General features: G+C 39.2%; 17 protein-coding genes. 8 read left to right on the top strand and 9 right to left on the bottom strand.

Going from position 1 to position 18,754, the window contains the following annotated elements:
* Positions 1-57: 57 nt before the first annotated feature.
* Positions 58-456, bottom strand: a complete 399-nt coding sequence (locus ABLB98_RS01005; RefSeq protein WP_348883371.1) for an MAPEG family protein — start codon at positions 454-456, stop codon at positions 58-60.
* A 151-nt stretch (positions 457-607) separates the two neighbouring features.
* On the opposite strand from ABLB98_RS01005, the gene ABLB98_RS01000 reads away from it, so the two are divergent.
* Complete coding sequence (locus tag ABLB98_RS01000) at positions 608-1,000, top strand: hypothetical protein (protein WP_087536523.1); 393 nt, start codon at positions 608-610, stop codon at positions 998-1,000.
* A gap of 83 nt (positions 1,001-1,083) precedes the next feature.
* On the opposite strand, the gene ABLB98_RS00995 is transcribed toward ABLB98_RS01000, so the two are convergent.
* The 7 genes from ABLB98_RS00995 to ABLB98_RS00965 form a co-directional block, all read right to left on the bottom strand.
* Positions 1,084-2,763, bottom strand: coding sequence for an AMP-binding protein (locus tag ABLB98_RS00995; RefSeq protein WP_087536522.1), 1,680 nt, complete (start codon positions 2,761-2,763; stop codon positions 1,084-1,086).
* 156 nt (positions 2,764-2,919) lie between these two features.
* Entirely contained in the window at positions 2,920-5,139 is a 2,220-nt protein-coding gene (parC, locus tag ABLB98_RS00990; protein ID WP_348883372.1) for a DNA topoisomerase IV subunit A, read from the bottom strand.
* A gap of 176 nt (positions 5,140-5,315) precedes the next feature.
* Positions 5,316-6,131, bottom strand: a complete 816-nt coding sequence (locus tag ABLB98_RS00985) for a GIY-YIG nuclease family protein (RefSeq protein ID WP_005163199.1) — start codon at positions 6,129-6,131, stop codon at positions 5,316-5,318.
* A gap of 27 nt (positions 6,132-6,158) precedes the next feature.
* Positions 6,159-6,461, bottom strand: a complete 303-nt coding sequence (locus tag ABLB98_RS00980; RefSeq protein WP_005163201.1) for a DNA-binding transcriptional regulator — start codon at positions 6,459-6,461, stop codon at positions 6,159-6,161.
* Positions 6,462-6,678: 217 nt separating this feature from the next.
* A complete protein-coding gene (locus tag ABLB98_RS00975; protein WP_087545102.1) occupies positions 6,679-7,323 on the bottom strand; it encodes a trimeric intracellular cation channel family protein in 645 nt (214 codons plus the stop codon).
* Positions 7,324-7,375: 52 nt separating this feature from the next.
* Positions 7,376-7,846: a YchJ family protein gene (locus ABLB98_RS00970; protein ID WP_348883373.1), complete on the bottom strand. Its 471-nt coding sequence runs from the start codon at positions 7,844-7,846 to the stop codon at positions 7,376-7,378.
* Positions 7,847-7,930: 84 nt separating this feature from the next.
* Positions 7,931-9,514, bottom strand: a complete 1,584-nt coding sequence (locus ABLB98_RS00965) for a TerC family protein (RefSeq protein WP_178882884.1) — start codon at positions 9,512-9,514, stop codon at positions 7,931-7,933.
* Between the two features lie 326 nt (positions 9,515-9,840).
* On the opposite strand from ABLB98_RS00965, the gene ABLB98_RS00960 reads away from it, so the two are divergent.
* Positions 9,841-10,467, top strand: a complete 627-nt coding sequence (locus tag ABLB98_RS00960) for a TIGR00730 family Rossman fold protein (RefSeq protein WP_087536517.1) — start codon at positions 9,841-9,843, stop codon at positions 10,465-10,467.
* Between the two features lie 56 nt (positions 10,468-10,523).
* Here ABLB98_RS00960 and ABLB98_RS00955 read toward each other — a convergent pair whose 3' ends face one another.
* Entirely contained in the window at positions 10,524-12,368 is a 1,845-nt protein-coding gene (locus ABLB98_RS00955) for a choice-of-anchor I family protein (RefSeq protein WP_348883374.1), read from the bottom strand.
* 163 nt (positions 12,369-12,531) lie between these two features.
* Between ABLB98_RS00955 and mdtD the strand changes: the two genes are divergently transcribed.
* The 6 genes from mdtD to creC all read left to right on the top strand — a co-directional run bounded on the left by mdtD (position 12,532) and on the right by creC (position 18,736).
* Positions 12,532-13,929, top strand: a complete 1,398-nt coding sequence (mdtD, locus tag ABLB98_RS00950; RefSeq protein WP_348883375.1) for a multidrug transporter subunit MdtD — start codon at positions 12,532-12,534, stop codon at positions 13,927-13,929.
* Between the two features lie 151 nt (positions 13,930-14,080).
* The gene (locus tag ABLB98_RS00945) at positions 14,081-14,842 is read left to right on the top strand and encodes a GH25 family lysozyme (protein ID WP_348883376.1); all 762 of its coding nucleotides are present in this window, start codon (positions 14,081-14,083) and stop codon (positions 14,840-14,842) included.
* A 1-nt stretch (position 14,843) separates the two neighbouring features.
* Positions 14,844-15,899, top strand: a complete 1,056-nt coding sequence (gene dinB / locus ABLB98_RS00940) for a DNA polymerase IV (protein WP_348883384.1) — start codon at positions 14,844-14,846, stop codon at positions 15,897-15,899.
* A gap of 296 nt (positions 15,900-16,195) precedes the next feature.
* On the top strand, positions 16,196-16,912 hold the full coding sequence (gene creB, locus ABLB98_RS00935) for a two-component system response regulator CreB (RefSeq protein ID WP_348883385.1): 717 nt from the start codon (positions 16,196-16,198) through the stop codon (positions 16,910-16,912).
* A 38-nt stretch (positions 16,913-16,950) separates the two neighbouring features.
* Positions 16,951-17,250 carry a hypothetical protein gene (locus ABLB98_RS00930; RefSeq protein ID WP_005163230.1) on the top strand — a complete coding sequence of 100 codons (300 nt, stop codon included), beginning with the start codon at positions 16,951-16,953 and terminating at the stop codon, positions 17,248-17,250.
* A 58-nt stretch (positions 17,251-17,308) separates the two neighbouring features.
* The gene (creC, locus tag ABLB98_RS00925) at positions 17,309-18,736 is read left to right on the top strand and encodes a two-component system sensor histidine kinase CreC (RefSeq protein ID WP_369028933.1); all 1,428 of its coding nucleotides are present in this window, start codon (positions 17,309-17,311) and stop codon (positions 18,734-18,736) included.
* Positions 18,737-18,754 lie beyond the last annotated feature (18 nt).

The following is an 18,754-nucleotide window of genomic DNA, read 5'->3' as shown; positions in this document are numbered from 1 at the left end:
CCATAAAAATGATGCTAGATATGCTGAGCGTTAATGAATTTTATACTCAACATCGATTTAGGTCAGTTTAATCGTAATCACAAACAGTAAAACTGGACAAAATATTGAAAAAAACCAAATAATCGAACGTAAAGTGGCTAGATTCGCTAAATAACAGATGCCATAAATAATGCGAAATACAATATACGCCCAGCCTAAGCTCAGAATAAATTTCTCAGGCACAACCATATATTCAGCCATTAAAATTGCAGCGATAAATAAGGGTAAACTTTCAAAACTATTCTGTTGTACTGCATTGGCTCTTGCAGCTAGACCTGTCGTTTTCGCCAAAAAATCACGCGGATTCTGATTATCCTTTGCTTGGAAGCCACCTTTTGCTTTTGCAATTAAGGTAAAAACATATGGCAATAAACACGCAACGATAAGAATCAATATAATGCCGCTAATACCTTGCATGCTAATATCCATCATTTGAAGTTCTTGTGATCATGCTATCATAACTTATAATTTATCAAACTTTCATTTGTGCTTGTTCAGCAAGCACTGCTTTTATATATTCTGCTAGTTTTAAAAGTAGTTTTCTTTGATTCAATCTCAAGGTCATGTTATGCCAGCTCAAGATCAAAACAAATTGTTTGATGTTCTTGCTCAACAACGACAGCATCAGCTTTTAGTTGACCGCATTCTCAAAGTAGTGTTGCCCATCATCGCATTTCTACTCAGCGTGATTTGTGCAAACCTCAATTGGCAATCAACTTTGGGGACTTTCGCGATTCTCACACTTGCATTTTATGCGGTTGGAATTAAAAGGCTCACTCTTTGGCATTGGCTAACGATAGTTGTTCTCTACGTTTTTGCGGACAATTACTTCAGCTTTAATGGAATTGACCCAATTCGGTTACGTTTTCAACTTGCGACCATGCTTGTATTTGTCGGCATTGTTGGTATTGGACGGCCTTATATTGATCGTTGGTTGATGAAATCAAATAATACTCAATAAGCCCCCCAAAAAAAAACGCCACAATTGTGGCGTTTTTTATTTCCAATAGCTCCCTTATTTTAAACGGAGGCTAAGTGGGATTCTTAAGCTGGTTTACGTAAATCTTTACGTAAGATCTTACCTACGTTCGATTTTGGTAGATCATCCATAAACTCAACATAACGTGGGCATTTATAGCCTGTTAAGTTTTGTTTTGCATAAGCAATAATTTCTTCAGTTGTTAATGAAGGATCTTTTTTCACAATGAATAATTTAGGCACTTCACCTGATTTTTCATCTGGCACACCAATCGCAGCAACTTCCAATACTTTTGGATGCTTCGCAATCACTTCTTCAATTTCACTCGGGTAAACGTTAAAGCCTGAAACCAAGATCATATCTTTTTTACGGTCTACAATTTTGAAATAACCGCGTGAATCCATGACACCAACATCACCCGTACGGAAGAAACCGTCTTTGGTCATGACTTTCTCAGTTTCATCAGGACGATTCCAGTAGCCTTTCATTACCTGTGGGCCACGAATCGAAATTTCACCCTGCTCACCAAATGCCACTTCGTTACCATCATCATCAAGTAAAGCAACTTCAGTCAATGGTAATGGGATACCAATCGTGCCGCTAAACTCAGTCGTTGCAGGAGGGTTTGCTGTTGCAACTGGTGAAGTCTCAGACAAGCCATAACCTTCAATGATGATGGTGCCTGTTACTTTTTTCCACGCTTCAGCAGTCGATGGCAATACCGCCATACCACCACCCATTGCCATCTTCAATTTGCTATGGTCAAGCTGTTTGAATTCTTCGTTATTCACTAAGGCATTAAACAAGGTGTTTACTGCTGGGAAGAAAGAAGGTTGGTATTTACGTAATTCGCCAACGACTGCTGGTAGGTCACGTGGGTTCGGAATCAAGATATTCGCTTGACCTTTATACATACCGTAAAGCGCGCACACCATGAATGCAAAGATGTGATAAAGCGGTAACGCACACACGATACGATCATCTTTAGAACCGTCACCTGTGCCAAATTTACTTGAGAAAATACCATCACATTGTAATAGGTTAGAAACCAAGTTACGGTGTGTTAACTCAGCACCTTTAGAAACACCTGTCGTACCACCTGTATATTGCAGTACAGCAGTATCGCTTAAGGTCAAACTCGGGCGTTTATAATTGCTTGGATTTGCTTTACCTAACGCTGCATTAAATTTAACGTGGCCAGGAATATTCCATGCTGGAATTTGTTTACGTACTTTACGTAAAACGAAGTTTACAATCGTACCTTTCAGTGTACCGAGCATATCACCGACAGAAGCAACCACAACATGCTTCACTGGTGTTTTACCAATAATGCTTTGATAAACACTAGCAAAGTTTTCGATGATTACAAGAGCTTCTGCCCCAGAGTCATTTAACTGATGCTCAAGCTCACGTGAAGTATAAAGTGGGTTTACATTGACCAATACTAAGCCTGCACGGAATACACCTAGAGCAACTACTGGGTACTGGAATACGTTCGGCATCATCACCGCAACGCGCGATCCTTTTTTCAAGCCCAGACCTTGCAGGTAGGTGGCAAATTTACGGCTGGCGACTTCTAATTCATTATACGTTAAAACTTTATCCATGAAGATAAAGGCATCACGTGAACCAAATTTTTGGAAATTGCGTTCAAAAATATCAACAAGTGAGGTGTTTTCAGCAGGCAGCGCAACTGTTTCTGGGATTCCTGTCTTTTGGTATTCTGCAAACCAAATCTTTTCCATAATGCCATTATCTCCGAGTAGTAATCCTTAAAAATGTAACGACGTTACTTTCCATGACAAAACTTTTTTTTAACTTTTGGAATTGCCCTGTCAATCTATTCAAATAATATGAATACCTTGTCATATATAACGTATTTTTATCACAGAATACTAGCCTTATCTCTGAATGAGGAGTCTATTTGCTTTTTGATATCCCCGTGGTAAAAGTTGCCCCTTTGTTGCTCTTTTTCCTATATATTTTTGGAGATCGTCCCCTTTCAGTTTTAGGTGTTGTTGTCCTGCAGCGACTTGGATTATTTCATCTAAACTCAGTGTTGTCATGGATAAAATTTGCTCTTTTTCATCAAGTTGTATCAACTTGTTACCTTTACCTTTATTCAGAACAGGTAATTCAGCCAAATCTATGATCAATAAGCGCCCTGATGAACTGAGAATTGCAACATGTGTGGCTTGTTGAATTGGCAATAAAGGTAAAGCAGTTGCATTGTCTGCAACTGTCAAAAAGGCTTTACCTGCTTTCGCATTGGTATCTAACTGCGCCGCTTGCGTTTTAAATCCATATCCGTTTGAACTGACTGCAAGTAACTCATTACTGTCCTCATCAACAAATACTTGAATAAATGACACGCCGCTGGCTGGTGCAAGCTTTGAGCTCAATGGCTCACCCAGACCACGCGCCGATGGCAAGCTGCTGATTGGCAAGGCATAGCTACGCCCCGTTTCATCAAGGAAATACACCCGTTGATTGGTTTTCCCAACTGCATGACTCAAATATTGATCACCTGCACGGAAATTTAGATTTGCTGCATCAACATCACCACCTTTAGCGGCTCTCACCCAGCCTGCTTCTGACAAGACCACAGTTACTGTTTCCGCAGGCATTAAATCTTGCTCTTTGATTTGTACCGCATCTGCACGTGTCACAATCGGTGAACGACGATCATCACCGAACTTTTTCGCGTCTTCCTTCAGTTCATTGATAATCAGGCTTTTCAATGATTCAGGATTTGCCAGTTGTTCACGAATAATGGCTGCTTTGGCTTCCAACTCCTCCTGCTCGCGGCGGATTTCCATTTCTTCAAGCTTGGCCAAATGACGAAGCTTGAGTTCCAGAATGGCTTCAGCCTGAATATCATCAATGCCAAAATGCTGCATCAAAACAGGTTTTGGTTGATCTTCTTCACGAATAATCCGAATCACGGTATCAATATCTAAATAAGCAATTAAAAGGCCTGCCAAAATGTGCAAACGTTTTTCAATTTTATTTAAATGATATTGTAAACGACGTGTTACGGTTTGCTTACGGATCTCAATCCATTCCAACAAAATACGGCGAATCGATTTGACTTGAGGACGACCATCTGCACCAATCATATTCAAATTAACGCGATAGCTGGATTCGAGATCGGTGGTGGCAAATAAATGACTCATCACCGTTTCGGCATCGACACGATTAGAACGTAATACAATCACTAAACGCGTTGGATTTTTATGATCTGATTCATCACGAATATCTGCCACCAAAGGCAACTTTTTCGCAATCATTTGATCTGCAATTTGCGTGACGACTTTTGAACCTGAAACTTGATAAGGTAGCTCAGTAATCACAATCTCATTTTTTTCGACCGTATACACTGCACGTGCACGATAGCTACCACGCCCTGTAGTTTGGATTTTCAGTAATTCTTCTGGTGGCGTAATAATTTCAGCTTTGGTCGGTAAATCGGGTGCTGGAATATATTCTGCTAATTTTTCATCAGTGGTTTCAGGGTTACGAATCAGCGCAATCGTACCTTTGACCACTTCACGTAAGTTATGCGGTGGAATATCAGTTGCCATCCCCACTGCAATGCCCGTCGTACCGTTCAGTAGGATATTGGGAATCCTTGCAGGCAAAGTAATCGGTTCTTTCATCGAACCATCAAAGTTATCTTGCCATTCACTCGTTCCTTGCCCAAGCTCACTCAGTAATAATTCACTATAAGCAGACAATTTGGCTTCGGTATAACGCATTGCAGCAAATGACTTAGGGTCATCAGGTGAACCCCAGTTGCCTTGACCTTCAATCAATGGATAACGGTAGCTGAATGGCTGTGCCATCAATACCATCGCTTCATAACAGGCTGAGTCACCATGCGGATGATATTTACCAAGTACATCGCCAACAGTACGGGCTGACTTCTTCGGTTTGCCTGTCGATTTTAAGCCCAGCTCGCTCATTGCATAAACAATACGACGTTGTACAGGTTTTAAACCATCGCTGATATGCGGCAATGCACGATCCATAATCACGTACATGGCATAATTTAAGTAAGCTTGTTCTGTGAATTCGGCTACGGAGCGGTTTTCGGTTGCATGATGTGCAAGGCTGGTCATTTCAGCAAGTCATCCAAAATCATTGTTATCGTCAATGCTTTGTATGCTATGTGGATGAATGGCTTGTGACAACCCCTTGTTGTTGTTTAAACGTCAAATGGTGTCTTTGTATAGAAGATAACTTGATCTATCACTTTCTATGGTGAGTATCGCTTTGATACTCACTATTCTTTTAATTAATTAGCGTTATAACCAAATGTTCTCGTAAGTAATGTATTCTTCCACCAACTTTCTCGATTTAATATGACTTGGTCATCAGTTGTTGATTTAAAAATATCTAAAATAGAAAATTTAAAATTCTTTTCAATATATTCTCGACTCAGTTTTTCTAACTGAATATTTCCACCATGCCCACTTTTGATATAATTTTGCCATCTATTTAAAAGCATATTTTCACCATATGCTGACCCTACATACATTTTTCCATTAGAAATATCGGTAATGAGATAAACAGCTTTTTGATTTTGTAAAGCAATTTTCCATGATTCTTTATCAATGACATATTTCAACTGATTCCATGACAAATGGATATGTTCATATCCTGGAAACTTTTCCATAGGTTGATCAGAATATAACTCTATTACTTTTTTATCTGCATTATGATAATGTTGATGCCATGACCTTTCTGCATCCCCCCAATCAATAACTAATCTAAATTTTAGCGCATTAAATTGAGGCATTTCTTCAAGATCATACTCATACTGATCTTTCTCTGGGTTATATCTCCCACTATGGACTTTAAATACCCCCCAAAATAAGGACTTTCGCCCCTCAAAACCAATAAAAGAAATAATGTAATCTAAATTTTTAAATACATCTTTACGCTGTTCACTTTGATAACCCTCTAACTCTGAAATATTAGGAACAATATGTTCAGAAAGCTCTAAGAATCGTTTCTTATCCTTATGGCGAACATACTTAACTCTACTATTTTCATCTAAAGGGCTATTTTCAATTAATTTCATTAAGCTTTTAAATGTCAAATGGTTCACTATTGTTCTCTTTTCTATAAAATATGATTACTTAAAAATTAAGTCAGGTTGAATATCTAAGATACGAAGTAAAAGCAACACTGAACCCGTTGGAGATCGCTTTCGACTTTCCCAATTTTGAAGCTTTTTCATATCTATATGTAAACGTGCAGCGAACTCCTCTTGGGATAAATAGGTCTTTTCTCGCACTTTTTTCACATCTGGATAAGAAATATTACGAAGTACACATTCTATCGGATTGTTCCCCAATCCAAGTTCCCCTTCCTCCAATAAATCCTTAAATTCAGGGTGATTAGGTGAAATTATTTTGACTTCTAAATTTTTAGACATTTATCTATCGACCCTATATTTTTTTAAAGTATAAAGTGCTTAAATTTATAAAAATATAAGGATAAAGATCAAGACGTCAAATTATGGCGCATAAAACATAAGTAATTAATCTATACAAATAATTGTAGAAAAAGCACTCTTATTTTAATTTTGACTAAAAGAATCACTAAGAATCTTGATCTGCTGTCTTAATTGCTTAAGTGCATCATTATTCATTTTAATGCTCATCTGTTGAAGAAGCAGACTCAGCATCATCTTCTTTATAAATAAATTTCGGCATTTCCAAACCAAAATAAATTGCGATTACACGCAAGGTAAAACCAAATACTAAGGTGAAAATCACGGTAAGATCGTGCTGCAATCCGATCTCTAAACAGACCCAATAACAGATCACCGCAACAAAAGAAATACTAGCATACAACTCACGGCGGAACACTAAAGGCACATCATTACAAAGAATATCTCGTAGGATACCGCCTGAAACTCCCGTTAACACGCCTGCCACGGCGGAAACTACAAAACCATGCCCCATCGATAATGCAATTTGACAACCAATAATCGTAAAACCAATTAAACCCATGGCATCGAGCAATAAGAATACACTACGTAAATGCTTCATCCATTTGGCGATAATAATGGTGACAAACGCTGCACAACAAGTCAGAACCAAATATTCAGGATGTTTGACCCACGTTAAAGGATAATGGCCTAGTAAAACATCTCGAACTGAACCACCACCTAAAGCGGTCACACAAGCAATCAGCGTTACCCCAAACCAGTCCATACTACGTCGTCCTGCTGATAACGCCCCTGTCATCGCTTCCGCAGTAATGGCAATAATATAAATCACGGTGAGTAACATCTGCCGACATCCCTAAATCAGGCATCAAAGTGTGCGCTATTTTAAGGCAAACTTAGATGAATTGCGCGCAACATTGTTTAAATTTTTTCCCTGAACCGCAAATACAGGGTTGTTTCATGGTGATTTGCAGATCCAAGGTTGGATCAAGAAAATACCAGTGCTGCTGATGCAAAACAAAATGAGAGATTTCATGATGAACGTGTTGCTGTTTTCCATCATGGTAATGGGCCTTGAATTCTACCAAGGCATGGGTTTTATCCAGTTTTGGCTGGTGCTGCACGACTTCTAATTTTAGCCACTGATTGGATTGACTCCAATCTGCAATCGCATCTCGATCAAAAGCGGCTTGCTGCCCCAAAGCGGTGGTTTCCAAAATATAATCAATCTGTTGTAAAGCAAAAGCACTGTAACGCGAACGCATTAATTGCTCTGCATTTTGAGCAAATTGTTGTTTCAAATGCAAAGGGTGGCAACATGTTACATATAGCCCACTTCCACATGGGCAATTCTCTGTCAATGTCATTTCAATACTCAAATAAAAATAGCCTTGAGCAAAACGACCGTAATCACGATCGTAAAACTCAGAGGCTATTTAAAACAAACTTAATTATGTATCGGCTAACTTTTCTTTGGCAATAATACGCACTTTTTCAATTTTGTGCCCATCCATTGTAACAACTTCAAAGCGATAGCCATCAGCTTCAACCATTTCCCCATTTTCAGGTAAACGACCTAAATGGAATAACACATAACCGGATAAAGTTGAATATTCTTCACTTTCATCAACCAGATCTTTACCTAATAACAGTGATACATGGCGAATGTCCGTTGAACCTTCTAATAACATTGAACCATCATCCAAACTGGCAGCCACAGCTTCCAATTCGTCTTCATCAGGGAACTCACCTGCGATCGCCTCTAATACATCTATCGGCGTTGCAATTCCCTCGATAGAACCGTATTCATTTAAAACGATGGCAATTTGTAATGGAGCCTGACGTAACTGCTCCATCACCATTAATACTTGTGCATTTTCATGCACAATCACAGGCTCACGTAAGTGTTTACTGAAATCAATTGCACCTGTTTCAATATATTCATTCAACACTTTATGCGTTAAAACAACACCTTCAATATTGTCTAATTCACCACGCGCAATAATCAACCGCGAATGAGTCATTGCCATTAAACGTTCTTTCAACTCTGCCGGATCAGCGTCTAAATCTAACCATTCTAATTCAGGACGTGGTGTCATCACAGATTTCACAGGACGTTCAGATAAGCCTAAAACACCCTGTACCAATACGCTGTGATAGACCCCATTATCTTCGTCAAAAACTTCTTTGGCATAGGCTTGAGTCGCTAAAACATCTTCGGCTTCTTTATTTTGGCCTTCACTACCATTACCTTTACTGCCCAACATACGTAATACCGCAGAAGCTGTGCGATAACGTAAATCAGTCGTCGTCACCAATTTCTCTTGATTGCGACGCATGGTCTGATTCACGATTTCGACTAAGACAGAGAAACCAATCGCAGCGTACAAGTAACCTTTCGGAATATGGAAACCAAAGCCCTCAACCACTAACGAGAAACCGATCATCATCAGGAAGCCAAGACACAGAATCACGACCGTTGGATGCTTATTCACAAAATCCATCAGCGGTTTGGATGCCCAAAGCATAATACCAACAGCAATAATCATTGCCAGCATCATGACACTTTGATGCTTCACCATACCAACTGCAGTAATCACACTGTCTAAAGAAAATACGGCATCTAAAACTACAATCTGAACAATCACCATCCAAAAAGTCGCATGTACAGGATTTTCTTCTTTCAGTGTTTGGTGACCCTCGATTCGTTCATGTAACTCCATCGTACCTTTGAAGAGTAAGAACACACCACCAAACAGTAAAATCAGGTCACGACCAGAAAAGGCATGGTCAAAAATATGGAACAGTGGTTCAGTTAGAGTCACAACCCATGCAATTGCAGCAAGCAATCCTAGACGCATGATTAAGGCGAGAATCAAACCAACTCTACGAGCAGCATTACGTTGTTCTGGTGGTAGTTTTTCTGCCAAGATTGCAATAAATACTAGGTTATCAATGCCTAGTACGATTTCAAGCACCACCAATGTAGCTAAGCCAACCCATGCAGCAGGATCAGACATCCATTCAAAAATCATTGATGTGACTCCTCTGCAAAATCAGCAATATCGTTATGTAGTTGAAATTTTAAAAGGTCGGCACAAATAGCCAAAACATTTTTTTTAGGAAATAAGAACAAAGCGGAGCGACAACAACCACTACTCATAGAGGTACATAAATTAATAAAAGGATTTTCAGTATAGGCAAGATTGCAGTGAAATTCATCTTTTTTATGTGCTTGTTGTTTTCAAATTTTTTCTAAAATTCATGATATTGTTTTGTACGTAAAGTGTGCATAAAACTGTCATAAAAGTCATTTAACCTAGACAAGCACAATGAAAATGATAAGGTGAAAATAAACCGAATGAATAGTGTATTTAGAATGACAGATAAAAAAACCATTTCTTCTACTCCCAGAAAAACCACCCAATCTCTTATTGCGTTATATTGCGGTTCTCGTACAGGTAACAAACCTATTTATCGAGATAAAGCCATCGAACTTGCTCAACACATCGCGAATCAAGGTCTTGGAATTGTCTATGGCGGGGCAAGTATTGGCTTAATGGGTCAAGTTGCAGATACTGTACTCGAACATAGTGGTGAAGTAGTCGGTGTAATTCCTGAGTTTATGTTGGACTATGAAATTGCACACAATAAATTAACAGAGCTTCATATTGTTGAAACCATGCATGAACGTAAAGCATTGATGGCAGAACGTGCCAGTGCTTTTATTGCTTTACCTGGTGGTTTAGGTACTTTTGAAGAGATTTTAGAAATAGCGACTTGGGGCCAACTCAATCAGCACCAAAAACCGATGATTATTTATAATGTAAATCGTTTTTATGATGCCTTGATTGCTCAACTAGATCATGCTGTTGAAGAAGGATTTTTACCTCCTCAACATCGTGCCAAAGTGATTATTTGTGATTCGCTTGAACAAATTACCAATGTAATTAAAAATTTGAATAGTCCTACACGTATCGAAGTCTAAAATACTCAACATAAAAAAAACGGATCAAATTGATCCGTTTTTTTTATGCCAAGAGTTTATTGAAGATTAACTTGGTAAACAGCCGTTGAACCACTGACTTCATTACCAACCACGAGTAATGGCTTGCCATTTGGGGAGTCTTTTGCAGAGACAAAGATCAACCCCTCAGGTCCTAAATCACCCTGCTGCGCAATATCGGTTTCTACAAAGTTACGGGTAGTAAAATATTCAATAAACTTAGGTTTATTCGGCGTAGTGATGTCATACGCCATGATACCACTCATACGTTCCAAACCAATAAAAGCAAAGGTTTTCTTCCCGATTGTCCCCACAGTAATACCTTCTGGTTCTGGGCCTTTGGCAGCACTTCGCTTATCAAAAGTGACTTCTTCATGATCACTATTAAAGTATTTAGGGAATAACTCTGCTATTTTCTTTTCAAATTCGCTACCCGAATCCCAAACAAGTTGACCTTGGGTATTCCAGATACTAAATGAACGTGCACCATAGGCATAGAGTTTGTCATAAACCAGATAACCATCTGCATCCAGTTTTGGTGTACCGTCTTGATTCACTTGGTATCCTTTGGTCCACGTCACTTTTAAACGACCTAATTGACCATCTTCACGACAGCCTTTTGCATCTGTTGCCGTTGCGCCACAATAAGCAAAAGTTGATGCATTTAATCGTGCACCTTTTACGCCTACAGCGATTTTCTGTAAATGCGCTGGATACTCATCTTTGACTTTATTGGTAAAACCACTACTCTTAAACAGGTCTTTAATGCGAATTTCTTCTACAAAGCCCTTACTGGTATCACCACCAAAATATGCCTCAGCATCTTTTAACCAAGCTCGTGAATCCCCTTCATTAGCAGTCACCAAATAAGTTTGGCCATTCACCTGATAATTCGCAATCGAATCTGGTTGATACATCCCCACTAAACCTGCCCAAGGTTTGATATTGATAATTCCCTTATCTTTATCTTTGGTATCAATAACACCATCACCATTACAATCTGTTTTTGGATCACAATCCCGATCACTCACATCTAAAGCATTCTCAACCAAACTATGGTCTTTATAGCCTAATGGATAAATATCGGTGACTTTCTGTTGCGCGATATCTATTCTCGCAATTGCATTATTTTCTTGTAACGTGACCCAAGCGGTTTTGCTATCTGCTGAAATGGTTATATATTCAGGTTCTAAATCTTGAGCGACGCTGGCATTTGGACCAAAGATACGTACTCCTTTGGCCAATAAATCTGACTTTTGATTATTCCATGCACTAAAACCTGCCACACTGGCTTTAGGTTGTTGGATATTGCTGATATCAATAATGCTGATTGAACCTTCAGGATCAACCGAATAATCATCATTCGGTTCTGCTTCATTTGCGACTAAAACCGTTTTAGCATCTGGACTAAAAGTCAGCATATCAGGTAAAGCACCTACACTCACTTTGCTAATAAAACTGAGATCTTTGGCATTAAAAAACACCACCATTCCGGTATCCGTTTTATTCTCAGCTTGTACTGCAATCGCAACAATGCCATTTTTCACAGCAACACTATTCACTTCAGAATTTGCTAAATACGTTCGTGCTGAAAGCTCTGCAATGTGTACAGGCTGTGCTGGTTTAGATGCATCTAAAACATCGACTAAACCTTTTTGTGCATTGACTACAAATAAGCGTTTACTTGCCGCATCATACGCAGGAATCTCAGCTGCACTTTTAACAAACACCTTGGTTTCATAACGCCCTAACAAACTTAACTTCATTGTTTCAGGCGTTGCTTCTACAACCTCTGGTGAGTTCGTAGCGTTATCATTTTCATTACAGGCAACCAACCCGACAGACAACAATGTTGTCAATAAAACTGAAATCTTAAATTTCATCATCAAATTCCATACCCTTATTTTGTATGGTTAATTTAGTGATTTGAGATGCAAGTTCGATGACACTTTAATGTCAATTCCATGACCACTCTTTGACAATTTTGGTCTTTATTTCCAATAGGGTTGCATTAAACTAGAACCGATTTCTTATGTGTCAGAACTCATGACCACGACAACACACCAAGCTGTACAGCCCGAATTTCGATGGTTGGTCATATTGGTTTCGATTGGCTTTTTTATGCAAGCCTTAGACACCACCATCGTGAATACTGCAATACCCGCCATGGCGATTCAACTGAATGAAAATCCATTACAAATGCATAGTGTGATTGTCGCCTATGTATTATCTGTTGCAGCCTGTATTCCCTTGAGTGGTTGGTTAGCCGATCGTTTTGGGATTCGTAATATTTATCTCAGCTCTATGGTGATTTTCAGCTTGGCCTCATTGGGATGTGGCTTATCGCAAAACCTAGAACAACTGTTGTTTTTCCGTGTGATTCAAGGTATCGGCGGCGCCTTACTGATGCCTGTAGGCCGTTTGGCTTTATTAAAGCTAATTCCACGCTCCCAATTTCTTTCAGCCATGAGTCTCATGAGTTTGGCAGGGCTAATCGGTCCACTGATGGGACCTACATTAGGCGGTTGGTTAGTTGAAGTCGCCACATGGCATTGGATTTTTCTGATTAATCTTCCGATGGGTATTCTCGGTATGATCATGACATTTAAAATCATGCCCAATCAAAAAGAGCCGACGGTGAAAACTTTCGATTTCAGCGGTTTCATCTTATTAATGGTCGCGATGGTCGGCTTATCCTTAGGCATTGAAAATATGGCCTCCTCACAATATTCAAATCTTGTGAGTATCAGCTTATTGTTGATCGGCATAATTGCCACAGTTAGCTATGCCTATCATGCGCATACCCATCAAAATGTGCTATTTCATGGACGTTTATTCCGTTACAAAATCTTCTCAATCGGTGTATTAGGTAATTTCTTTGCACGTTTGGGCAGCAATGCTATTCCTTTTATTTTACCTTTGATGTTGCAAGTCGCCTTTGGCTTTGAACCTTTCATTACAGGATTAATGATGATTCCATTGGTCTTGGGTTCATTATTTTCGAAACCAATTATTCGTCCATTAATTCAACGTGTAGGGTATCGTCGTTTTCTACTCACCAATACCATCTTGGTCGGATTATGTATTGCGAGCTTCTCATTCATGATAGCAGTGACTCCACTGTGGTTGAAAGTCTTACACTTGTTTATTTTTGGTACATTAAATTCGCTACAGTTTGTAGGCATGAATACGCTCACTCTCAAGGACTTGCCACAACACGATGCCAGCAGCGGTAATAGTTTCTTATCAATGATTATGATGCTGTCTATGAGTATTGGGGTCGCAATGGCAGGCACACTGATTAATCTATTCAGTCAGCACTTTTCAACGACATCAATGAGCAGTGCTTTCCATGCCACATTAATTACACTGGGTTGTATTAACATCATTACTGCAATCATCTTTTGGCAGATCCCAAAAGAAACTACGGATGAGTCTCCATAAGAGAATGTCTAGGATTACTCTCAATACATCATGTAAATTTGTGGAACAATTGAGCCATCAGATGATCAATCTAAAAGCTAAACCGAGTACAATCTCTGCATGATCAATACTGTAAATCCAATACGCAACTCGATCTTGCATAGCATAAAATATGGCAAAGAAACTCTTGAAGCACTCGCTCTCTCAACATTACCCAACGGTGACTAGCATCGCTTTAACAGTGATGCTTGGGCTTGTGAGTTATTTCGGTTTGTTCTATCAACAAAAAGCCGTAGCACAAGATTATTCAATACGTGGATTTGATGTATCACATCATCAAGGTGAGATTAACTGGAAAAAGATCTCTCCGATGCAATACCAATTTGTGTATCTCAAAGCCACCGAAGGTGGCGATTTCAAAGATCAAAATTTTCAGCAGAATTGGCTCAAAGCACGTGAAAGAGGTTTACATGTCGGTGCGTATCATTTCTACCGTCTCTGCCGTGATGGCACCGTTCAGGCTGAAAATTTTATCGCTACTGTGCCAAAGAAAGCAGATGCCTTACCGCCTGTGATTGATCTTGAATATGACAGTAATTGCATTAATACCTATACCAAAGAGCAGCTACTCAAAGAAATTCAGATCATGAATGATCAACTCCATAAACATTATGGCAAACAACCTATTTTTTATATTTCCAAGACTTTTTACCACATTGTCTTGATGGGTAATTTTAGCAATACCCCCTTATGGGTGAGGGATTATGAGGGTAAACCTGAACTCAAAGATGGACGAAAATGGCTCTTTTGGCAACATAGCCAAAGTGGAAAGATAGATGGGATTCCCAAACCTGTTGATCTGAATGTCTATGCAGAATCGCCAAAACAGTGGCGAATCTTTTTAAAACAACAAGGCATCGTAGATGCCAAGTGAACTGCACAAAATCATCCATATTGATATGGATGCCTTTTATGCATCGGTCGAACTCAGAGAACGCCCTGATCTCAAAAACTTGCCTGTGGTGATTTCATCACACCACCCTCGTGCTGTAATTGCTGCAGCATCCTACCCCGCTCGTGTCTTTGGTCTGCGCTCTGCCATGTCGATGGGGCAAGCTAAAAAACTCTGCCCTCAGGTTGTGGTGATTGAGCCGAATTTTGAAAAATATCGTGAAGTCTCAGCACAAATTCATCAGATTTTCCAACAATATACGCCCTTGATTGAACCACTTTCTTTAGATGAAGCCTATTTGGATGTCACTGAAAATTTAAAAAACATTCCGAGTGCCACTGAAGTCGCCACTCAAATCCGAGCGGATATTTTTGCTACTACAGGTTTAACGGCTTCAGCAGGTGTAGCGCCCAATAAATTTTTGGCAAAAATTGCCTCAGATTGGAACAAACCCAACGGCTTGTTTGTGATTAAACCGAATCAAGTCCTCAAATTCATTCAAGATTTAGCACTCAATAAAATTCCAGGGGTCGGTAAAGTCACTCAGGAAAAGTTGAATCAACTCAATCTGCATACACTCGGTGACCTACAAAAAATAGAAGAAAATATACTTATTCATCATTTTGGCAAATACGGAAAACAACTGTATTTATATGCTCAAGGGATTGACCATCGTCCCGTCAAAGCTGAGCGAGAACGCCAACAAATATCAAAAGAGACCACCTTTGATGATGATTATACACTTGAACAATGTCATCACACTTGGCAGCCCCTAGCTGCGCAAGTGTGGCGTAGTCTAAATAAAAAACAATTAACTGCTCGGGGAGTCAATTTAAAACTTAAACTTAAAAATTTTCAGGTTTTACAACACAGTAAAAGCTTCAAACAAGCGCTACAATCTGAACAAGACTTAGCACAAGTCATCTTTCAACTACTGAATGAAATGCATATTGACCCGACTTTTCAATTCCGTTTAGTCGGTGTTGGCGTCTATCAATTACAACCCATGCAACAAGAATCTCAACTTTCTTTGTGGTAGTGGCGTTTTTTTACACAAAAGCATATCCAAAACTAAAATTTATGTTTGCTTTTTATGCGGTTTTCAGTACTCTAGGCGGCGCGGTAACATTATCCTTGTTGCTTGCCCTTGCTAAAGAAATCCTCGCTTTTAGCATTTGCTCCTGTGGTTAGCGTGACGATCAAATCCGAATATTACAGGGCACTTCAGGTGTCCTTTTCTTATTTATCTTTTATAAAAATTCTCAACATTAGTTCTCTCGATCCAGACTTCAGTTAAACTAACATCATAAAATTAGAAAATATTGATTACTGATCATTATGAATCAAAAACAAATTCTCTGTATTGAAGATGAAGCTGCCATTGTATTACCACTGCGTTATGCGCTTGAACGTGAAGGTTGGAGTGTCAGTTGGGCAAATACAGGAATGCAAGCACTCGAATTACTCTCTCAACAGACTTTTGATTTTATTATTTTAGATGTAGGTTTACCTGATCTCAATGGTTTTGAAGTCTGCAAACAACTGCGTCAAAAATATCAAACACCTTTATTATTTTTAACTGCTCGCGATGATGAAATTGATCGGGTTGTCGGTTTAGAAATCGGCGCTGATGATTATTGTACTAAGCCTTTTAGCGCACGAGAAATTGTGGCACGAATTAAAGCAGTATGGCGCAGAATGGAAGTACAAACGCAAAATATCCCACCACAACCACCAATCACACCAACAGAAATTACTTTACAATCTGCTACGTGGACATGCAATCCACAATCGCTACAAATTCAATATCATGGGCAAATGCTGCAACTGACGCGATATGAATATCGTTTGTTATTTTTACTGATTCAGCATCCAGAACAAGTGTTTAGTCGTCAGCAACTCATGGATCATATTTGGGAACATCCTGAGCATAGTTTAGAACGAACAGTGGATACACATATCAAAAGTTTAAGGCAGAAACTCAAACAGATTACCCCTGATGATCCGATTCGGACACATCGTGGGTTTGGGTATAGTTTGGTACAGGCTTAAAATACGGTTTCAATACTGCAAATACAGACAATACTAGAATGAAAGAAAAGATTGATATGCATGATTGGTCACTGATCTCCATTCATATAGATTGGATTCAATCAAATCTGAAAGTTCAGCTCAGAAATAATCAATCTGAAGATGTCACACTCATTGCTGAAAAATTTAAAAACTTTCATATTGCTAATCACAATGAATGGGGTAAAAGTATCTCTATCAATCAAATTTTAGATTTCTCTATTTTAGAAAATGGTCATTCACGAATAATCATTGAAATACAATCAGGTGATCTATTCGAGATTGAAGCAAAGAAAATAACACTTCCCTTCATATCCTAAATTTTGATGTCATCATAATATGTCCATCTTTATCCGCATTTGGTTTTTCTTTAGCTTGGTGGTGGTACTGAGTCTCAGCTTTATTGCCTATACCCTGACTCAACAAGTCAAACCCAATGTACGACAAGTGGTCGAAGACACGCTCGCGGAAAATGCCAATATTATTGCCCAACTCATTGCGGAAGATGTCCATCAACAACAAGTCGATACCCCTGAGTTCGATCAGAAGATTCAAGCTGCATTATCACGTCAACTTGATGCCACGATTTGGCAACATAAAAAAGATCAAATTAACCAACAGCTTTATATTACAGATCAGCATGGTATCGTAATTTATGATTCCGAAAAGAAAGCAGTTGGACAAGATTATTCTAAATGGAATGACGTTTACTTAACCCTACGTGGCAAGTACGGCGCACGCTCTACTGCAACCGATCCTAATGACCGAAATAGTAGTGTCATGCACATTGCTGCACCAATTATCTATCAACAACAATTACTCGGTGTGGTGAGTATTGGTAAGCCTAATCAATCCGTACAACCTTATATTGAACGTGCCGAACAACAACTCATTCATCAAGCCTTGTGGATTGCAGCGCTCAGCTTATTACTTGCCAGTATGGTTGCTTATTGGCTTAAACATAGCATTGATAAAGTACGGCGTTACGCCCAAGCACTTGCGCCTGTGAATCAAGCACCGTTTTTCTATTCCGCCAAAGAGCTGAATCAAGTGACCCAAGCCCTCAGTGACATGCGGGAAAAACTGGAAGATCGTGCCTACGTTGAAAATTATGTCAATACACTCACCCATGAGCTGAAAAGCCCACTGACTGCAATCCAAGCCAGTGCAGAATTATTACAGGATGATTTACCTTTAGAAGATCAACAGCAATTTGCAACCCATATTATGCAACAAGGTCAGCGTCTACAATCCTTAATCGAACGCATGCTATTACTGACACGACTCGAAAAAAATCAGCATGTTTTAGAATTTCAAAGTGTGGATTTCAATACACTGATTCAACAATGCTTTCAGCAACAACAAAGCGCGTTACAGCGTAAAAAAATACAGGTGCAACTTGATCTTCCTGAGCATTGCTCAATCTATGCTGATCCATTTTGGTTAAAACAAGCACTCAATAATCTATTGGATAATGCGAGAGATTTCTGCCCTGAACAAGGTTTGATTGCAGTTCGATTGAAACAGCATAGCGTTACGAACAGTATTGAAATTTCCTTGTTTAATGAAGCTGAAGCGATTCCTAACTATGCACTCGCTCGGGTCTTTGAGACTTATTTTTCGCTAGCACGTCCGCATAATCAACAACGAAGTACAGGAATTGGTCTTAGTATCGTGCAGCAAATTATTCAACAACATCAGGGCAAAATTAGCATTCAAAATATCTCAGCTAACGCTCTCGATTTCTTAGAAAATCATTGTTCTGGTGTCCTAGTTACACTGATACTTCATACAAACTTCACATAAGCTTCAAGCGGAACTCAT

This window comes from Acinetobacter yuyunsongii, from assembly GCF_041021915.1.
In the GTDB taxonomy this organism is placed as follows: Bacteria; Pseudomonadota; Gammaproteobacteria; order Pseudomonadales; family Moraxellaceae; genus Acinetobacter.
Note: the sequence above shows the minus strand (reverse complement) of the source record. Positions and strands in the feature narration are given on the sequence as shown.